The 14119-nt window shown below is 71.3% G+C and carries 10 protein-coding genes; all 10 read right to left on the bottom strand.

Annotation, left to right across the window (positions count from 1 at the left end; genetic code table 11):
• Positions 1-27: 27 nt before the first annotated feature.
• The 10 genes from ACGF3H_RS03840 to ndk all read right to left on the bottom strand — a co-directional run bounded on the left by ACGF3H_RS03840 (position 28) and on the right by ndk (position 14119).
• The gene (locus tag ACGF3H_RS03840; protein WP_393816450.1) at positions 28-1212 is read right to left on the bottom strand and encodes a hypothetical protein; all 1185 of its coding nucleotides are present in this window, start codon (positions 1210-1212) and stop codon (positions 28-30) included.
• A 38-nt stretch (positions 1213-1250) separates the two neighbouring features.
• The gene (locus ACGF3H_RS03845) at positions 1251-3197 is read right to left on the bottom strand and encodes a trypsin-like serine protease (RefSeq protein ID WP_362488817.1); all 1947 of its coding nucleotides are present in this window, start codon (positions 3195-3197) and stop codon (positions 1251-1253) included.
• Between the two features lie 207 nt (positions 3198-3404).
• Entirely contained in the window at positions 3405-5336 is a 1932-nt protein-coding gene (locus ACGF3H_RS03850; protein ID WP_362488819.1) for a TIGR03960 family B12-binding radical SAM protein, read from the bottom strand.
• Between the two features lie 71 nt (positions 5337-5407).
• A complete protein-coding gene (locus ACGF3H_RS03855; RefSeq protein WP_362488821.1) occupies positions 5408-6907 on the bottom strand; it encodes a CYTH and CHAD domain-containing protein in 1500 nt (499 codons plus the stop codon).
• Between the two features lie 64 nt (positions 6908-6971).
• Positions 6972-8171 carry a rod shape-determining protein RodA gene (gene rodA / locus ACGF3H_RS03860; protein WP_362488823.1) on the bottom strand — a complete coding sequence of 400 codons (1200 nt, stop codon included), beginning with the start codon at positions 8169-8171 and terminating at the stop codon, positions 6972-6974.
• Positions 8168-10417 carry a penicillin-binding protein 2 gene (gene mrdA, locus ACGF3H_RS03865; RefSeq protein ID WP_362488825.1) on the bottom strand — a complete coding sequence of 750 codons (2250 nt, stop codon included), beginning with the start codon at positions 10415-10417 and terminating at the stop codon, positions 8168-8170. The genes rodA and mrdA overlap by 4 nt, the downstream gene beginning before the upstream one ends.
• A 104-nt stretch (positions 10418-10521) precedes the next feature.
• Complete coding sequence (mreD, locus tag ACGF3H_RS03870; RefSeq protein WP_350721303.1) at positions 10522-11193, bottom strand: rod shape-determining protein MreD; 672 nt, start codon at positions 11191-11193, stop codon at positions 10522-10524.
• 13 nt (positions 11194-11206) lie between these two features.
• Positions 11207-12169, bottom strand: a complete 963-nt coding sequence (gene mreC, locus ACGF3H_RS03875; RefSeq protein ID WP_362488827.1) for a rod shape-determining protein MreC — start codon at positions 12167-12169, stop codon at positions 11207-11209.
• 198 nt (positions 12170-12367) lie between these two features.
• The gene (locus tag ACGF3H_RS03880; RefSeq protein WP_030381728.1) at positions 12368-13387 is read right to left on the bottom strand and encodes a rod shape-determining protein; all 1020 of its coding nucleotides are present in this window, start codon (positions 13385-13387) and stop codon (positions 12368-12370) included.
• A 318-nt stretch (positions 13388-13705) separates the two neighbouring features.
• Positions 13706-14119: a nucleoside-diphosphate kinase gene (gene ndk / locus ACGF3H_RS03885; RefSeq protein WP_356558081.1), complete on the bottom strand. Its 414-nt coding sequence runs from the start codon at positions 14117-14119 to the stop codon at positions 13706-13708.

A 14119-nucleotide genomic window follows, 5' to 3' on the forward strand; every position in this document is an offset into this window, starting at 1 on the left:
TTCGGGCTGTCGCTTGCCCAGTGTCGTTCAGTCCTTCGTGAGAGCGGTCGTACTGCTACCAAGAGTACGTGCCCCGGCCGCGGATGGTTCCCGCCGGGCCACCGGCGGCTCCTTCACCGGCTCCCCGAACAGCGCCCGCCGCACGTCGGCACGGGCCCGCCGCACCGAGCCGCGGACATCGGCCAGCGCCTGCCGCACGGCCCGGCCCACGGCGCGCGAGGCCTCGGCGGCGGGCCGCCAGACCGCGTCCCGCACGACGTGCCCCGCCGGGGTCAGGAGGGTCCGGTACACCCAGCGCGCCGGATCGCCGACGAGCAGGCGGAAGACGGTGCCGAGGAAACGGCCGACGGCGAGCGAGACGTGGCCCGCGATCCGCCAGGCGTGCCCGAGGGCCGCCCCGACCTCCCGCGCGACGACGGCGAGGCCCCGGCCGACGGGCGCCAGCACCCACCGCCAGAGGGCGAGCGCGGGCAGCACCAGCAGGATCCGGGCGGTCCAGTACAGCGCGGCACCGACTCCGGTGACGACCATGCGCAGACACCAGGCGATCCCCCTGCCGCACCAGGCGATCGCGCGCCCGACGGGCGTCAGGACCCACCGGTACAGCCAGGTCGCGGGCACGACGACGAGACACCGCCCGAGCCAGGCACCGGCCGCGTACAGACCCCGGCCCACCGCGGCGAGCACGGCACCCCCGCCCCTGACCGACCACAGGAGAGCGCGCCCGACAGGCGTCAGGACCCACGCGTACAGCCAGGTCACGGGCACGACGACGAGACACCGCCCGAGCCAGGCACCGGCCGCGTACAGACCCCGGCCCACCGCGGCGAGCACGGCACCCCCGCCCCTGACCGACCACAGGAGAGCGCGCCCGACAGGCGTCAGGACCCACCGGTACAGCCAGGTCGCCGGAACGACGAGGAGGACGTTGCCGAGCCAGGCGATGGCGCGGGCCGCCGGCACGACGACGTATCGCCACATCCCGACGGCCGGCCACACCAGCAGGGCCCGTCCGAGGGGCCGCAGCACGGTGTCCCGCAGGAAGCGCCCGCCGACGACGAGCGCGTCCCACACCAGGCGGACCGGTACGACCAGGACCAGGACGACGATCCGGACCGGGATCCGGATCGCGACGGTGAGACACCCTTCGGCGCCGGGCGTACGGGGCTGCTGCTGCGGATCCCCGTCGGGGGACCGTTTCTCGAGGTCCATACCTCCATGGACGCCGAAGGGGCGGGGTCGGATCCCGGTCAGGTCAGGTCACTGCGCGCCCAGGTCCAGCTGCTGCCGCCGTCCGCGCTGTCCCACACCTTGACCGGCTTGCCGAAGCCCGGACCCGTGCTCGTCAGCGTCCACAGCCCGGTGCGGTTCCCACCACCGTCCGCCCGCACGCCGTAGTCGTACAGCACACCGACGTCCGTGCGGCCGTCACCGTCGAAGTCACCGGACACCGGCTTCGAACTGGCCCAGTTCCAACTGCCGCCGACCGCGCTGTCCCAGGCCAGCACCGGCTTGGCGAAGCCCGAACCCGTGCTCCTGAACGTCCACAGCCCGGTGCGGTTCCCGCCACCGTCCGCCCGCGCCCCGTAGTCGTACAGCACACCGACGTCCGTACGGCCGTCACCGTCGAAGTCACCGGACACCGGCTTCGAACTGGCCCAGTTCCAACTGCCGCCGTCCGCGCTGTCCCACGCCTTGACCGGCTTGGCGAAGCCCGAGCCCGTGCTCGTCAGCGTCCACAGGGCCGTGCGGTTGCCGGTGCCGTCCGGCCGCGCGCCGCTGTCGTACAGCACACCGACGTCGGTGCGGCCGTCGCCGTCGAAGTCCCCGGACACCGGCTTCGAACTGGCCCACGTCCAACTGCCGCCGTCCGCGCTGTCCCAGGCCAGCACCGGCTTGGCGAAGCCGGAGCCCGTGCTCCTGAACGTCAGCAGGCCCGTGCGGTTCCCGCCGCCGTCCGCCCGCGCGCCGTAGTCGTACAGCACACCGACGTCGTCACGGCCGTCACCGTCGAAGTCACCGCTGACCACCTCGGAACGGCTCCACGTCCAGCTCCCGCCGTCCGCGCTGTCCCACACCTTGACCGGCTTGCCGAAGCCCGAGCCCGTGCTGGTGAACGTCCACAGCGCCGTGCGGTTGCCGGTGCCGTCCGGCCGCGCGCCGCTGTCGTACAGCACACCGACGTCGGTGCGGCCGTCACCGTCGAAGTCGCCGGAGAACGCCTTGGAGCGGCTCGCGTTCCAGCTCCCGAAGTCGGCGCTGTCCCACTTCCGTTGCGGTGCGCCGAAGCCCGAGCCCGTGCTGGTGAACGACCACAGCGACGCGTTGAACCCGCCGGTGGCGTTGGCGCCGTTGTCGTACAGGACACCGACATCGCTGCGGCCGTCACGGCCGAAGTCGGAGGCGGGGGTCGGCACCGCGTGGGCGGTGATCCAGTCGCGCACGTCGTCGACCCGGGCACCGACCGCGCTGCCGGCGACTCCCTCCGGGGTGTCGACGCCGAAACAGCCCACCTGGTTCGAACGGCTGCTGACGGCGACGAGCTCCGGCCGGCCGTCGACGGTACGGACGACGGGGCCGCCGGCGTCGCCCTGGCAGACCGCGGCGCCGCCGCTCCCGCTCATGACGAGGTCGCCCCCGTCGACGGAGGCGACGGAGAAGGTCCCGGTGTGCGCGCCGAGGGGCGCCCACTCCTGCGCCGTGCGGCCGTGACCGGCCACGGTGAGGTCCTGGCCGACGGCGGGCGCGGCGTCGGCGACGCCGACGGGCGTCACGCCGGTCACGGGCTGCGCGAGGCGGGCCAGTACGAGGTCGCGGTCGCCGTGCGGAACGAGTTCCACCACGTCCCGGGTCTGTCCGCCGCCCAGGGTCGCGACGGTCTTCAGCCGGGGCGGCCCGGCCGGGACCGTGAGCCCGGCGGCCGGGTCGTCGGCGAAGCAGCTGGCGGCCGTGAGCATCCACTCGGGAGAGATCAGGGAGCCCGAGCAGCCTCGCTGGTAGTCACCCACCAGCAGCCGGGCGGTGAAGCCGTAGCCGGTTCCCTGGGCGGGTGCGCCGACGACCGCATGGGTCGGGGCGGCGGCCAGGGCGAGCAGCGGGGCCGCGCCGAGCAGCGCCGCGGTCCGGACCGCGGCGGCGCGCAGAGCGGCGCCGCGTCTCGGACGGGGGGAAGGGGCAGTCTTGCCAGGTGACGTCATCGCTGTCGCAGTCCTAGGGTTCGATCCGGCCGTCATGACTCGGGGCCGCGGTCCGCCGAACCGTCTCCGGTGATCGAAGGACCGCGCCCCTGGTCATCCAAGACCGCGCCTGGTGATCTCGCCACAGGTCCAAACAGCGCAAACTGACTGTACGTCACACATCTCTCGTGACGTCCGTCACCTCGCTCGACCCAGGGCCGACGGGCCCTACTTGACCGTCAGCGGCAGCAGCTTCTTGCCGGTCGGGCCGATCTGGATCTCCGTGTCCATCGCGGGGCACACACCGCAGTCGAAGCACGGGGTCCAGCGGCAGTCCTCGACCTCGGTCTCGTCGAGGGCGTCCTGCCAGTCCTCCCACAGCCAGTCCTTGTCGAGGCCCGAGTCGAGGTGGTCCCAGGGCAGGACCTCCTCGTAGGAGCGCTCGCGCGTGGTGTACCAGTCGACGTCCACGCCGAAGGGCGCGAGGGCCTTGTCGGCGCACGCCATCCAGCGGTCGTAGGAGAAGTGCTCGCGCCAGCCGTCGAAGCGGCCGCCGTCGTCGTAGACGGCGCGGATGATCGCGCCGGTGCGCCGGTCGCCGCGGGACAGGAGGCCCTCGACGATGCCGGGCTTGCCGTCGTGGTAGCGGAAGCCGATGGAGCGGCCGTACTTCTTGTCGCCGCGGATCTTGTCGCGCAGCTTGGCCAGGCGCTCGTCCGTCTGCTCGGCCGACAGCTGCGGCGCCCACTGGAAGGGGGTGTGGGGCTTGGGGACGAAGCCGCCGATCGAGACCGTGCAGCGGATGTCGTTGGAGCCGGAGACCTCGCGGCCCTTGGCGATCACGCGGGTGGCCATGTCGGCGATCTGGAGGACGTCGTCGTCGGTCTCGGTCGGCAGGCCGCACATGAAGTACAGCTTCACCTGACGCCAGCCGTTGCCGTAGGCGGTGGCGACGGTCCGGATCAGGTCCTCCTCCGAGACCATCTTGTTGATGACCTTGCGCATGCGCTCGGAGCCGCCCTCGGGGGCGAAGGTGAGGCCGGAGCGGCGGCCGTTCCTCGTCAGTTCGTTGGCCAGGTCGACGTTGAAGGCGTCCACGCGGGTCGACGGGAGGGACAGGCCGATCTTGTCCTCCTCGTACCGGTCCGCGAGGCCCTTGGCGACGTCACCGATCTCCGAGTGGTCCGCGGAGGACAGCGACAGCAGGCCGACCTCCTCGAAACCGGTGGCCTTCAGGCCCTTCTCGACCATGTCGCCGATGCCGGTGATGGAGCGCTCGCGCACCGGGCGGGTGATCATGCCGGCCTGGCAGAAGCGGCAGCCCCGGGTGCAGCCGCGGAAGATCTCCACGGACATGCGCTCGTGGACGGTCTCGGCGAGCGGGACGAGGGGCTGCTTGGGGTAGGGCCACTCGTCGAGGTCCATGACCGTGTGCTTGGAGACGCGCCACGGCACGCCCGAGCGGTTCGGCACGACGCGGGCGATACGGCCATCGGGCAGGTACTCGACGTCGTAGAAGCCGGGGACGTACACCCCGCCCGTCTTCGCGAGGCGCAGCAGGAGCTCCTCGCGGCCGCCGGGGCGGCCCTCGGCCTTCCAGGCGCGGACGATCGCGGTGATCTCCAGGACGGCCTGCTCGCCGTCGCCGATCACGGCGCAGTCGATGAAGTCGGCGATCGGCTCGGGGTTGAACGCGGCGTGTCCGCCGGCCAGCACGACCGGGTCGTCGATGCCGCGGTCCTTGGCCTCCAGCGGGATGCCGGCCAGGTCGAGGGCGGCGAGCATGTTCGTGTAGCCGAGCTCGGTGGAGAAGGAGAGGCCGAACACGTCGAAGGCCTTGACCGGGCGGTGGCTGTCGACGGTGAACTGCGGGACGGCGTGCTCCCGCATCAGCTCCTCCAGGTCCGGCCACACGCTGTAGGTGCGCTCGGCGAGGACGCCCTGCTGCTCGTTCAGTACCTCGTACAGGATCATGACGCCCTGGTTGGGCAGGCCGACCTCGTACGCGTCCGGGTACATCAGGGCCCAGCGGACGTCACAGCTGTCCCAGGGCTTGACCGTGGAGTTCAGCTCTCCGCCGACGTACTGGATCGGCTTCTGCACGTGCGGGAGCAGAGCTTCGAGCTGCGGAAACACAGACTCGGCGGCTTCGGCAGGCATCTCACGGAACCTTCGTGTGCTGGCTGGGGTGACCATTCAGCGTAACCCGGCCGGACGGGTCCCCCGTACGCTCAGAGGGACGCCTTGGCGTGGATCTTCCTCCAGCGTCCGGCCAGCCGCTCCTCCCCGGCCGTCGCCCGGTGCTCCTCCCTGCCGTACAGCAGTCCGTAGGGGAACGTGTCCTCCCCGGCCGCGTGGGCCACGGCGGACAGCTCCGGCAGGGCGCGGCGGGCCATGACGCTGTCCTGGTGGTCGCCGAGCAGCTGGGTGAGCGACTTCATGGCCTTGGTCACGGAGCGGGCGGGCCCGCCGAGCGCCGGAGCCGCGGCCTCGGCCGCGTACCGGGCGCGCTTGGCCTTCTTGCGGGCCTCGTGCAGGGCCGTGTCGCGTTCCGGTCCGGGCGGCAGCGCCAGGGCGCCGGTGACGCGGCGGGACACCTTCGCCACGTCCTTGCGCACGGCCCCGGTGAGCACCTTGCGCGGTTTGCGGGCGGCGTCCGGGCACAGGGGCGGTTCGGCGAGGAGGGCGTCGACCGCGTCGAGCAGCGCGAGGTGGCGGGCGGAGTCCAGCACGGCGACGAGGCGGCCGTGGTCCCGGTGGTGCCGGGCGTCGGCCCAGGCGGCGAGCCGTCGGTGCGCCGGGCCGGTGGGGACGGTGTCCGGCAGTCCGTCCAGGGCTCCGGTCAGCCGTTCGGCGAGGACTTCCTGGTCGCGTTCGGCGCCCAGTTCACGGGCCAGCCACTTGAGTTCCGTCGCGACGGGGTCGGTGACGGCGCGGTCCAGGATCTCGGGGAAGCTGCGGAAGGTGGCGCGCATCCGGCGGGTGGCCACGCGCATCCGGTGGACCGAGTCGGGGACGTCCCGGCGGACGGCGGGGTCCTGGGCGACGATGGCGTCGCGCTGGGTGCGCAGGTAGGCGAGGACGTGGTCGCCGGCGGCCACGGGCTGGGCGCGGCCGGCGGTCCGGGGGCGGGTCCCGCCGGTCTCCGCCAGGGCCCTGGCCAGCTTCGACGGTGATGCCGAGGGCCTCACGCCCGCCGCGCGGAGCCGTTCCTCGACCCGGTCCAGGAGCGCGGGGCCGCCGTCCTCGGCCAGTTCCACCTCGATCTCGGTCCAGTGGGCGGTCGCGCCCGTCCGGCCGAGCCGCTCGGCGGTCACGGTGTCGGTGCTCGCCTCGGCCAGCACCTCGCCGCCGGCACCGGTCAGGCGCCGTGCGTCCCGGGTGGTGCGCAGTCGGACGACGGGCAGCAGGGCGCTGCCGCGGACGCGTGAACGGACCAGCGCGCGGAGGACCTCGGGGACGTCCTCGCCGAGGGGCGCCTGGATCTCGTCGCGGACGCCGGGGGCGACGGGCAGCTTGAGGTGCCAGCCGGCGTCGTCGCCGCCGGTGCGGCGGCGCAGGGTGATGCCGTCGGCGGCGAGGCGTTCGTCGGCGGTGTCGTAGTAGGTGGCGTCGAGGTGGGTGACGCCCGCGTCGGCCACGCCGGCGACGCCGGGCAGGCCGGTGAGGTCGGGAAGGCCGTCGTGGTCGGCCTCGTACTTCCGCTCGGTCTCCCGCCGTGTCTTCGTCATGTACGTCGTGTAGCCGCCGTCGCGGGGCCGGAAACGGCGCGTTCCGGTCCCGCGGCGGCGGGGCTCACGCCGACATGGGCCGCTGGACGGTGATCGACTGCAGGAGCCCGACCGCTATCCAGACGGCGAACATCGACGAGCCGCCGTACGAGACGAAGGGCAGGGGCAGGCCGGTGACCGGCATGATGCCCAGGGTCATGCCGATGTTCTCGAAGGCCTGGAAGGCGAACCAGGCGACGATTCCGGCGGCGACGACCGTGCCGTACAGGTCGGTCGTGTCCCGGGCGATGCGGCAGGCGCGCCAGAGCACCACGCCGAGCAGCAGGACGATGAGGCCCGCGCCGAGGAAGCCGAGTTCCTCGCCGGCCACGGTGAAGACGAAGTCGGTCTGCTGTTCGGGCACGAAGCGGCCCGTGGTCTGCGAGCCGTGGAAGAGGCCGGAGCCGGTGAGGCCGCCGGAGCCGATGGCGATGCGTGCCTGGTTGGTGTTGTAGCCGACGCCGGCGGGGTCGAGCTCGGGGTTGGCGAAGGCCGCGAACCGGGCGATCTGGTAGTCGTCCAGGACGCCGAGCTGCCACACGGCGAGCGCGCCGAGCGTGCCGGTGCCGAGCAGTCCGAAGACCCACCGGTTGGAGGCGCCGGAGGCGAGGAGGACGCCCAGCACGATGATGACCATGACCATGACCGACCCGAGGTCGGGCATGAGCATCACGATCAGCATGGGCACGGTGGCCAGGCCGAGGGCCTGGAGCACGGTCCGGTGGTCGGGGTAGGGCCGGTCTCCCGCGTCCACCCGGGCGGCCAGCAGCATCGCCATGCCCAGGATGATCGTGATCTTCACGAACTCGGAGGGCTGGAGGGAGAAGCCGCCGGGGAGCTTGATCCAGGAGTGGGCGCCGTTGATGGTCGAGCCGAGCGGCGTGAGCACCAGCAGGATCAGGAAGACGGAGGCGCCGTACAGGAGCGGCACGACCGTGCGCAGGGCGCGGTGGCCGAGCCAGACGGTGGCGACCATCAGGGCGAGCCCGATGCCGGTGTTCAGCAGGTGCCGGGTCAGGAAGTAGTACGGGTCGCCCTGGTTGAGCTCGGTGCGGTTGCGGGTGGCGGAGTAGACGAGCAGCGAGCCCAGCAGGGACAGGGCGACGCCCGCCAGCAGTATCGGCCAGTCGAGCCGGCGGGCGAGGGAGTCGCGGGCGAACAGGCGCGTCCAGCCGGCCCGCTCGGGTCCGTATCCGGAGACCTGGAAGCTGTTGGCTCCGGTCATGCGCGTGTCCTCCGCTTCCGCCTGCGGGTCTGCCGGTTCCCGGTGTCGGGCGGGTTCACGGTCGCCTGCTGGTCCTGGTCCTGCTGTCCGGCGGGGGCGTCGCCGCCCTCCTCCGTGGCCTTCTCGGTGGGCTGGAGGTCCTTCACCGGGTCCTTGGAGACCTTCGGGGAGGTGATGGTGCCGTCCGTCCTGATCTTCGGCAGGCTGTTGGCCGGCTGGGGCAGCAGCGCCTTCTTGCTGTCGATCTTCCCGTCGTCCGAGACGCCGTACAGGGCGTCGTAGATGTTGCGGACGGCGGGACCCGAGGCGCCGGAGCCGGTGCCGCCCTGGGAGATCGTCATGACGATCGCGTAGTCCTTGGTGTACGTGGCGAACCACGAGGTGGTCTGCTTGCCGTAGACCTCGGCGGTACCCGTCTTGGCGTGCATCGGGATCTCGTCCTGCGGCCAGCCGCCGAACCGCCAGGCGGCGGTACCGCGGGTGGCGACGCCGGCGAGGGCGTCGTCCATCTTGGCCAGCGTGGTCTCGCTTATCGGCAGCTTGCCGTGCGACTGGGGCCGGATCTCGTCGACCTGCTTGCCGTCGGGGCTGACGACCGCCTTGCCGATGGTCGGGTTCCACAGGGTGCCGCCGTTGGAGATGGCCGCGTAGATGGTGGCCATCTGGATGGGGGTCACGAGGGTGTCGCCCTGGCCGATGGAGTAGTTGATCGAGTCACCGGCGCGCATCTTGTTGCCCTCGAGGCAGTTCTCGTACGAGATCCGCTCGACGTAGGAGCCGTCCTTCTTGCCCGTCTTGCACCAGGCGTCCTTGTTGGCCTTCCAGTAGTCCTGCTTCCACTGGCGGTCGGGGACGCGGCCGGTGACCTCGTTCGGCAGGTCGATGCCGGTCTCCTTGCCGAGGCCGAACTGGTGCGCCGCCTTGTAGAAGTAGTCGTTGGGGTTCTTCGGGTTCATCCCGCCGTCCTTCTTCCACTGCTCGTGCGCGAGCCGGTAGTAGACGGTGTCGCAGGAGAGCTCGAGGGCGCGGCCGATGCTGATCGAGCCGTTGTCGGCCGACTCGAAGTTCTTGAAGACCTGTCCCCCGACGGAGTAGGAGCTGGAGCAGGGGTAGCTGCCGTCGAAGTCGTACCCGGCCTCCACCGCGGCGGCCGAGGAGACCACCTTGAAGATCGAGCCGGGGGCCGCCTGGCCCTGGGTGGCCCGGTTGAGGAGGGGGTAGTTGGAGTCCTTGCCGGTGAGCTTCTTGTAGTCCTTGGCGGAGATGCCGCCGACCCAGGCGTTCGGGTCGTACGTCGGGTTGGAGGCCATGGCGACGACGCGGCCGGTCTTGGCCTCCATCACCACGACGGCACCGGCGTCGGCCTCGTAGGTGCGGCCGGTGTTGCGGTCCATCTCCTTGCGGGCGGTCTTCATGGCCTCGTTCAGCTCGTACTCGGCGACGCGCTGGACGCGGGAGTCGATGCTGGTGACGAGGTTGGAGCCGGGCACGCCCGAGTCGGACTCGGCCTCGCCGATGACACGGCCGAGGTTGTCGACCTCGTAGCGGGTCACGCCGGCCTTGCCGCGCAGCGCCTTGTCGTACTGGCGCTCCAGTCCGGAGCGGCCGACCTGGTCCGAGCGCAGGAAGGGCGAGTCGGTGTCCTGGGCCTTCTGGATCTCCTCGTCGGTGACCGGGGAGAGGTACCCGAGGACCTGGGCGGTGTTGGACTTGCCGGGGGCCGCGTAGCGGCGGACGGCCATGGGTTCGGCGGTGATGCCGGGGAAGTCCTCGGCGCGCTCGCGGATCTGCAGGGCCTGCTTGGGGGTGGCCTCGTCGGTGACGGGGATCGGCTGGTAGGGCGAGCCGTTCCAGCAGGGCTGGGGCGTCTTGGCGTCGCACAGCCGGACCTTGTCCATGACCTCCTGGGGCTGCATGCCCAGGACGCCGGCGAGCTTGGTGAGGACGGCCTTGCCGTCGTCCCTCATCTTCAGCAGGTCGGTGCGGGAGGCGGAGACGACGAGCCGGGTCTCGTTGTCGGCGAGCGCCACGCCGCGCGCGTCCAGGATCGAGCCGCGGGTGGCGGGCTGGACGACCTGCTGGACGTGGTTGCCGGAGGCTTCCTTGGCGTACTCGTCGCCCTGGCGGATCTGCAGGTACCAGAGCCGGCCGCCGAGCGTGCCGAGGAGGGAGAGGACCAGGATCTGGATGACGACGAGCCGGGTCTGAACGCGGGTGTTCCGGCCCGTCTCCGGAATGTTAGTCATGGGCGCGGCCCGCTCCGTTGAGGGTGGTGGTGGGCGACGGGTGGGAGTGGGTCACTGCCTCCCCCTCGCGAAGTGCGTGCTCTGCGTGGTGTGCTGCCGCGTCGTCACAGCCGCTTGACCCCCTTGATGCGTCCGGCCCGGGCCACCCGGGCCCGCGCCGCCTTCACCCGCAGTCCTCCGCGCTGCTGCCCGATGCGCAGTCCGGTGCCCGAGGAGAGCCAGCCGGAGGAGATGTCCGTGGCCTGGGCGGTGGAGCCGGCCTCGGCGAGCGGGTCGTTCTCGGCACGGCGGGCGAGCGCCATGATGCCGGGCACCACGAAGGGCGCCAGCAGCAGGTCGTACAGGGCGGCCGTGAACAGCAGGCCGGGCAGTCCCACGTGGCGGGCGGCGGTGTCGCCGACGAGGGCGCCGACGCCGGCGTAGAGCAGGGTGGTGCCGACGGCGGCGGCGACGACCACGACCATCGGGCCGGTGGCCGACCGGAGCCGGCCGTTGTCCGGTTTGGCGAGGCCGGCCAGGTATCCGATGACGCAGAGCACCAGCGCGTAGCGGCCGGCGGCGTGGTCGGCGGGCGGGGCGAGGTCGGCGAGGAGTCCGGCGCCGAAGCCTACGAGGGCGCCGCCGACGTGCCCGTAGACCAGGGCCAGGCCGAGGACGGTGAGCAGTACCAGGTCGGGGACGGCGCCGGGCAGGTGGAGGCGGGCGAGGACGCAGACCTGGATGACCAGGGCGACGACGACCAGGGAGACGGACAGCAGGATCCGGTTGACGCGCATGGGACGAAAGCTCCTACTGCTCGGTCTGTTCGGGCTGCTCGGGCTGCGCCTGGCCGTCGGGCGCCTCGGCGGACGGGGTCACGGTCACCGTCACGGTGGGCGTGGGCTTCGGCTGGGGCTTGTCCGGGAGCACCGTGTCGCGCGGGTCCTTCGCCGGGGCCTGGACGACGACGCCGACGATGTCGAGCTTGGTGAAGGAGGCGAACGGCGTGACGTAGAGGGTGCGGGTCAGGTCGCCGCCGGAGGGGTCGACGCGGCTGACGGTGCCGACCGGGACGCCGGGCACGAAGGGCTTGTCGGCCTGGGAGCCGAAGGTGACGAGGCGGTCGCCCTTCTTCACGTCGGCCTTGCCGTTGAGGAGTTCGACGCGCAGCGGACGGTCGCCCTGCCCGGAGGCGAAGCCGAGTTCGTCACCGGCCTCCATGCGGGTGCCGACGGTGAAGTCGGGGTCGTTGGCGAGCAGCACGGTGGCCGTGTTGGGGCCGACGGTGGTGACGCGCCCGACCAGGCCGTCGCCGTTGAGGACGGTCATGTCCCGCTCGATGCCGTCGTTGGCGCCGGCGTCGATCGTGATGGTCCAGGAGAAGCCCTGGGCCGCTCCTATGGCGATGACCTGGGCGCCCTTGATGCCGTACTGGCCGGCGCCGGCCAGGCCCAGCATCTTGTCGAGCTGCTTGAGGCGGCTGCGGCCGCGTTCGTCGCTGCCGAGCTTCGCCTTGAGGGCCGCGTTCTGCGTCTCCAGTTCGGCGAGCCGGTCGTGCCGGTCACCCGAGTCGCGGATCGCGGAGACCGCGTTGCCGACCGGGTCGACCGCGGACGACACCCCGTTCTCGATCGGACCGAAGACGGTGGCCGCGGCCTGCCGGGCGCCGTCGACCGGTGAATCCTCCCCGCCGCGGATGTCCACCGTGATCAGCGCGAACGCGACGGCGATCAGCAGCACCAGGAGCAGCCGGCTCTCTTTCGTGTCCCTCACGTGCGGCGGCCGTGCCTTCCTCGTCGGAATTCGGGAATTACGTTGCGGTGTTCAGGAATTCGAGGGATCCAAGGCGGACGCCCGTCTCGTCCGGTCCGGGCACTGTGGGCGTCTCGTGTCCCTTTGTCTTACGTCTCTATATCAACGATCCGCCGTACGAGAGGAGAACGTCTCGTACGGCGGAACCGAAGTGTGACGTCATCGGCGGGGCTGGGCGTCCAGCACCTGCTGGAGCGCCTCGAACTCCTCGACGCACTTCCCGGAGCCGAGCGCCACGCTGTCCAGCGGGTCCTCGGCGATGTGGATCGGCATGCCGGTCTCCCGGCGCAGCCGCTCGTCGAGACCGCGCAGCAGCGCGCCGCCGCCGGTCAGCACGATGCCCCGGTCCATGATGTCGCCGGACAGCTCCGGCGGACACTTGTCGAGGGTCGTCTTGACCGCGTCGACGATCGCGTTGACGGGCTCCTCGATCGCCTTGCGCACTTCGGCGGCCGAGATGACGACGGTCTTGGGCAGTCCGGACACGAGGTCCCGGCCGCGGATTTCGGTGTGCTCGTCGGAGTCGAGGTCGTACGCGGAGCCGATCGTGATCTTGATCTGTTCGGCCGTGCGCTCACCCAGCAGAAGGCTGTACTCCTTCTTCACGTGCTGGATGATCGCGTTGTCCAGCTCGTCACCCGCGACGCGGATGGACTGGGCGGTGACGATGCCGCCGAGCGAGATGACCGCGACCTCCGTGGTACCGCCGCCGATGTCGACCACCATGTTGCCCGTGGCCTCGTGGACCGGCAGGCCGGAACCGATGGCCGCGGCCATGGGCTCCTCGATGATGTGCACCTGACGGGCGCCGGCCTGGGACGACGCCTCGATGACGGCGCGGCGCTCGACGCCGGTGATGCCCGAGGGCACACAGACGACGACCCGCGGACGAGCCAGATAACGCCGCTTGTGGATCTTCAGGATGAAGTAGCGGAGCATCCGCTCGGTGATCTCGAAGTCGGCGATCACGCCGTCCTTCAGCGGACGCACGGCAACGATGTTGCCGGGCGTGCGTCCGATCATCTTCTTCGCTTCGGCGCCGACCGCGAGGATGCCACCGGTGTTGGTGTTGATCGCGACGACGGACGGCTCGTTGAGTACGATCCCGCGACCCCTGACGTACACCAGCGTGTTGGCGGTCCCGAGGTCGACAGCCATGTCACGGCCGATGAACGACATTGAGTTCCCCATCAGGATTCGACTGGCCTTCCCGGGAGCTTTTGAGGGCTTTTCAGGTCGGCGAGGTGGGTGCAGTGACGCGTGGAGGCTTCCATCGTAGACGCGCTTTCGCGAACACTGCGCGAGGGTCTTCGCCATTGTCAGCAGATGGCGCATCGCCTCGCTTGTGGAGACGGGCCAACGGTGGGATCCGTTCCCCCGATCAGGCGCGCATATGCCACAGGGCGGTCGCTTTTACGCGACCGCCCCGGTCGGCCCGCGGCCATTCGGCTGACGTTCCGTCAGAAAAAAGATCGTCCGGCGTGTCCCGGGGACGGCTCAGACCCGGCCCGGGAAGAAGATCTTCAGCTCGCGCTCGGCCGACTCCTCGGAGTCGGAGGCGTGGATCAGGTTCTCCCGGACGATGACACCGAAGTCCCCGCGGATGGAGCCGGGGGCCGCGGCGATCGGGTCGGTCGGGCCGGCCAGGGCGCGCACGCCCTCGATGACCCGCTCGCCCTCGACGACCATGGCCACGACCGGACCGGAGGACATGAAGGCGACCAGCGGCTCGTAGAACGGCTTGCCCTTGTGCTCGCCGTAGTGCTGCTCCAGCGTCTCGGTGTCCAGGGTGCGCAGCTCCAGCGCGGTGATCTGCCAGCCGGCCTTGCGCTCGATACGGCTGATGATCTCGCCGGTCAGGCCACGACGGACGGCGTCGGGCTTGAGGAGGACGAGGGTGCGCTGGGTCAC

The organism is Streptomyces sp. NPDC048185 (genome assembly GCF_043202495.1).
GTDB lineage: Bacteria > Actinomycetota > Actinomycetes > Streptomycetales > Streptomycetaceae > Streptomyces.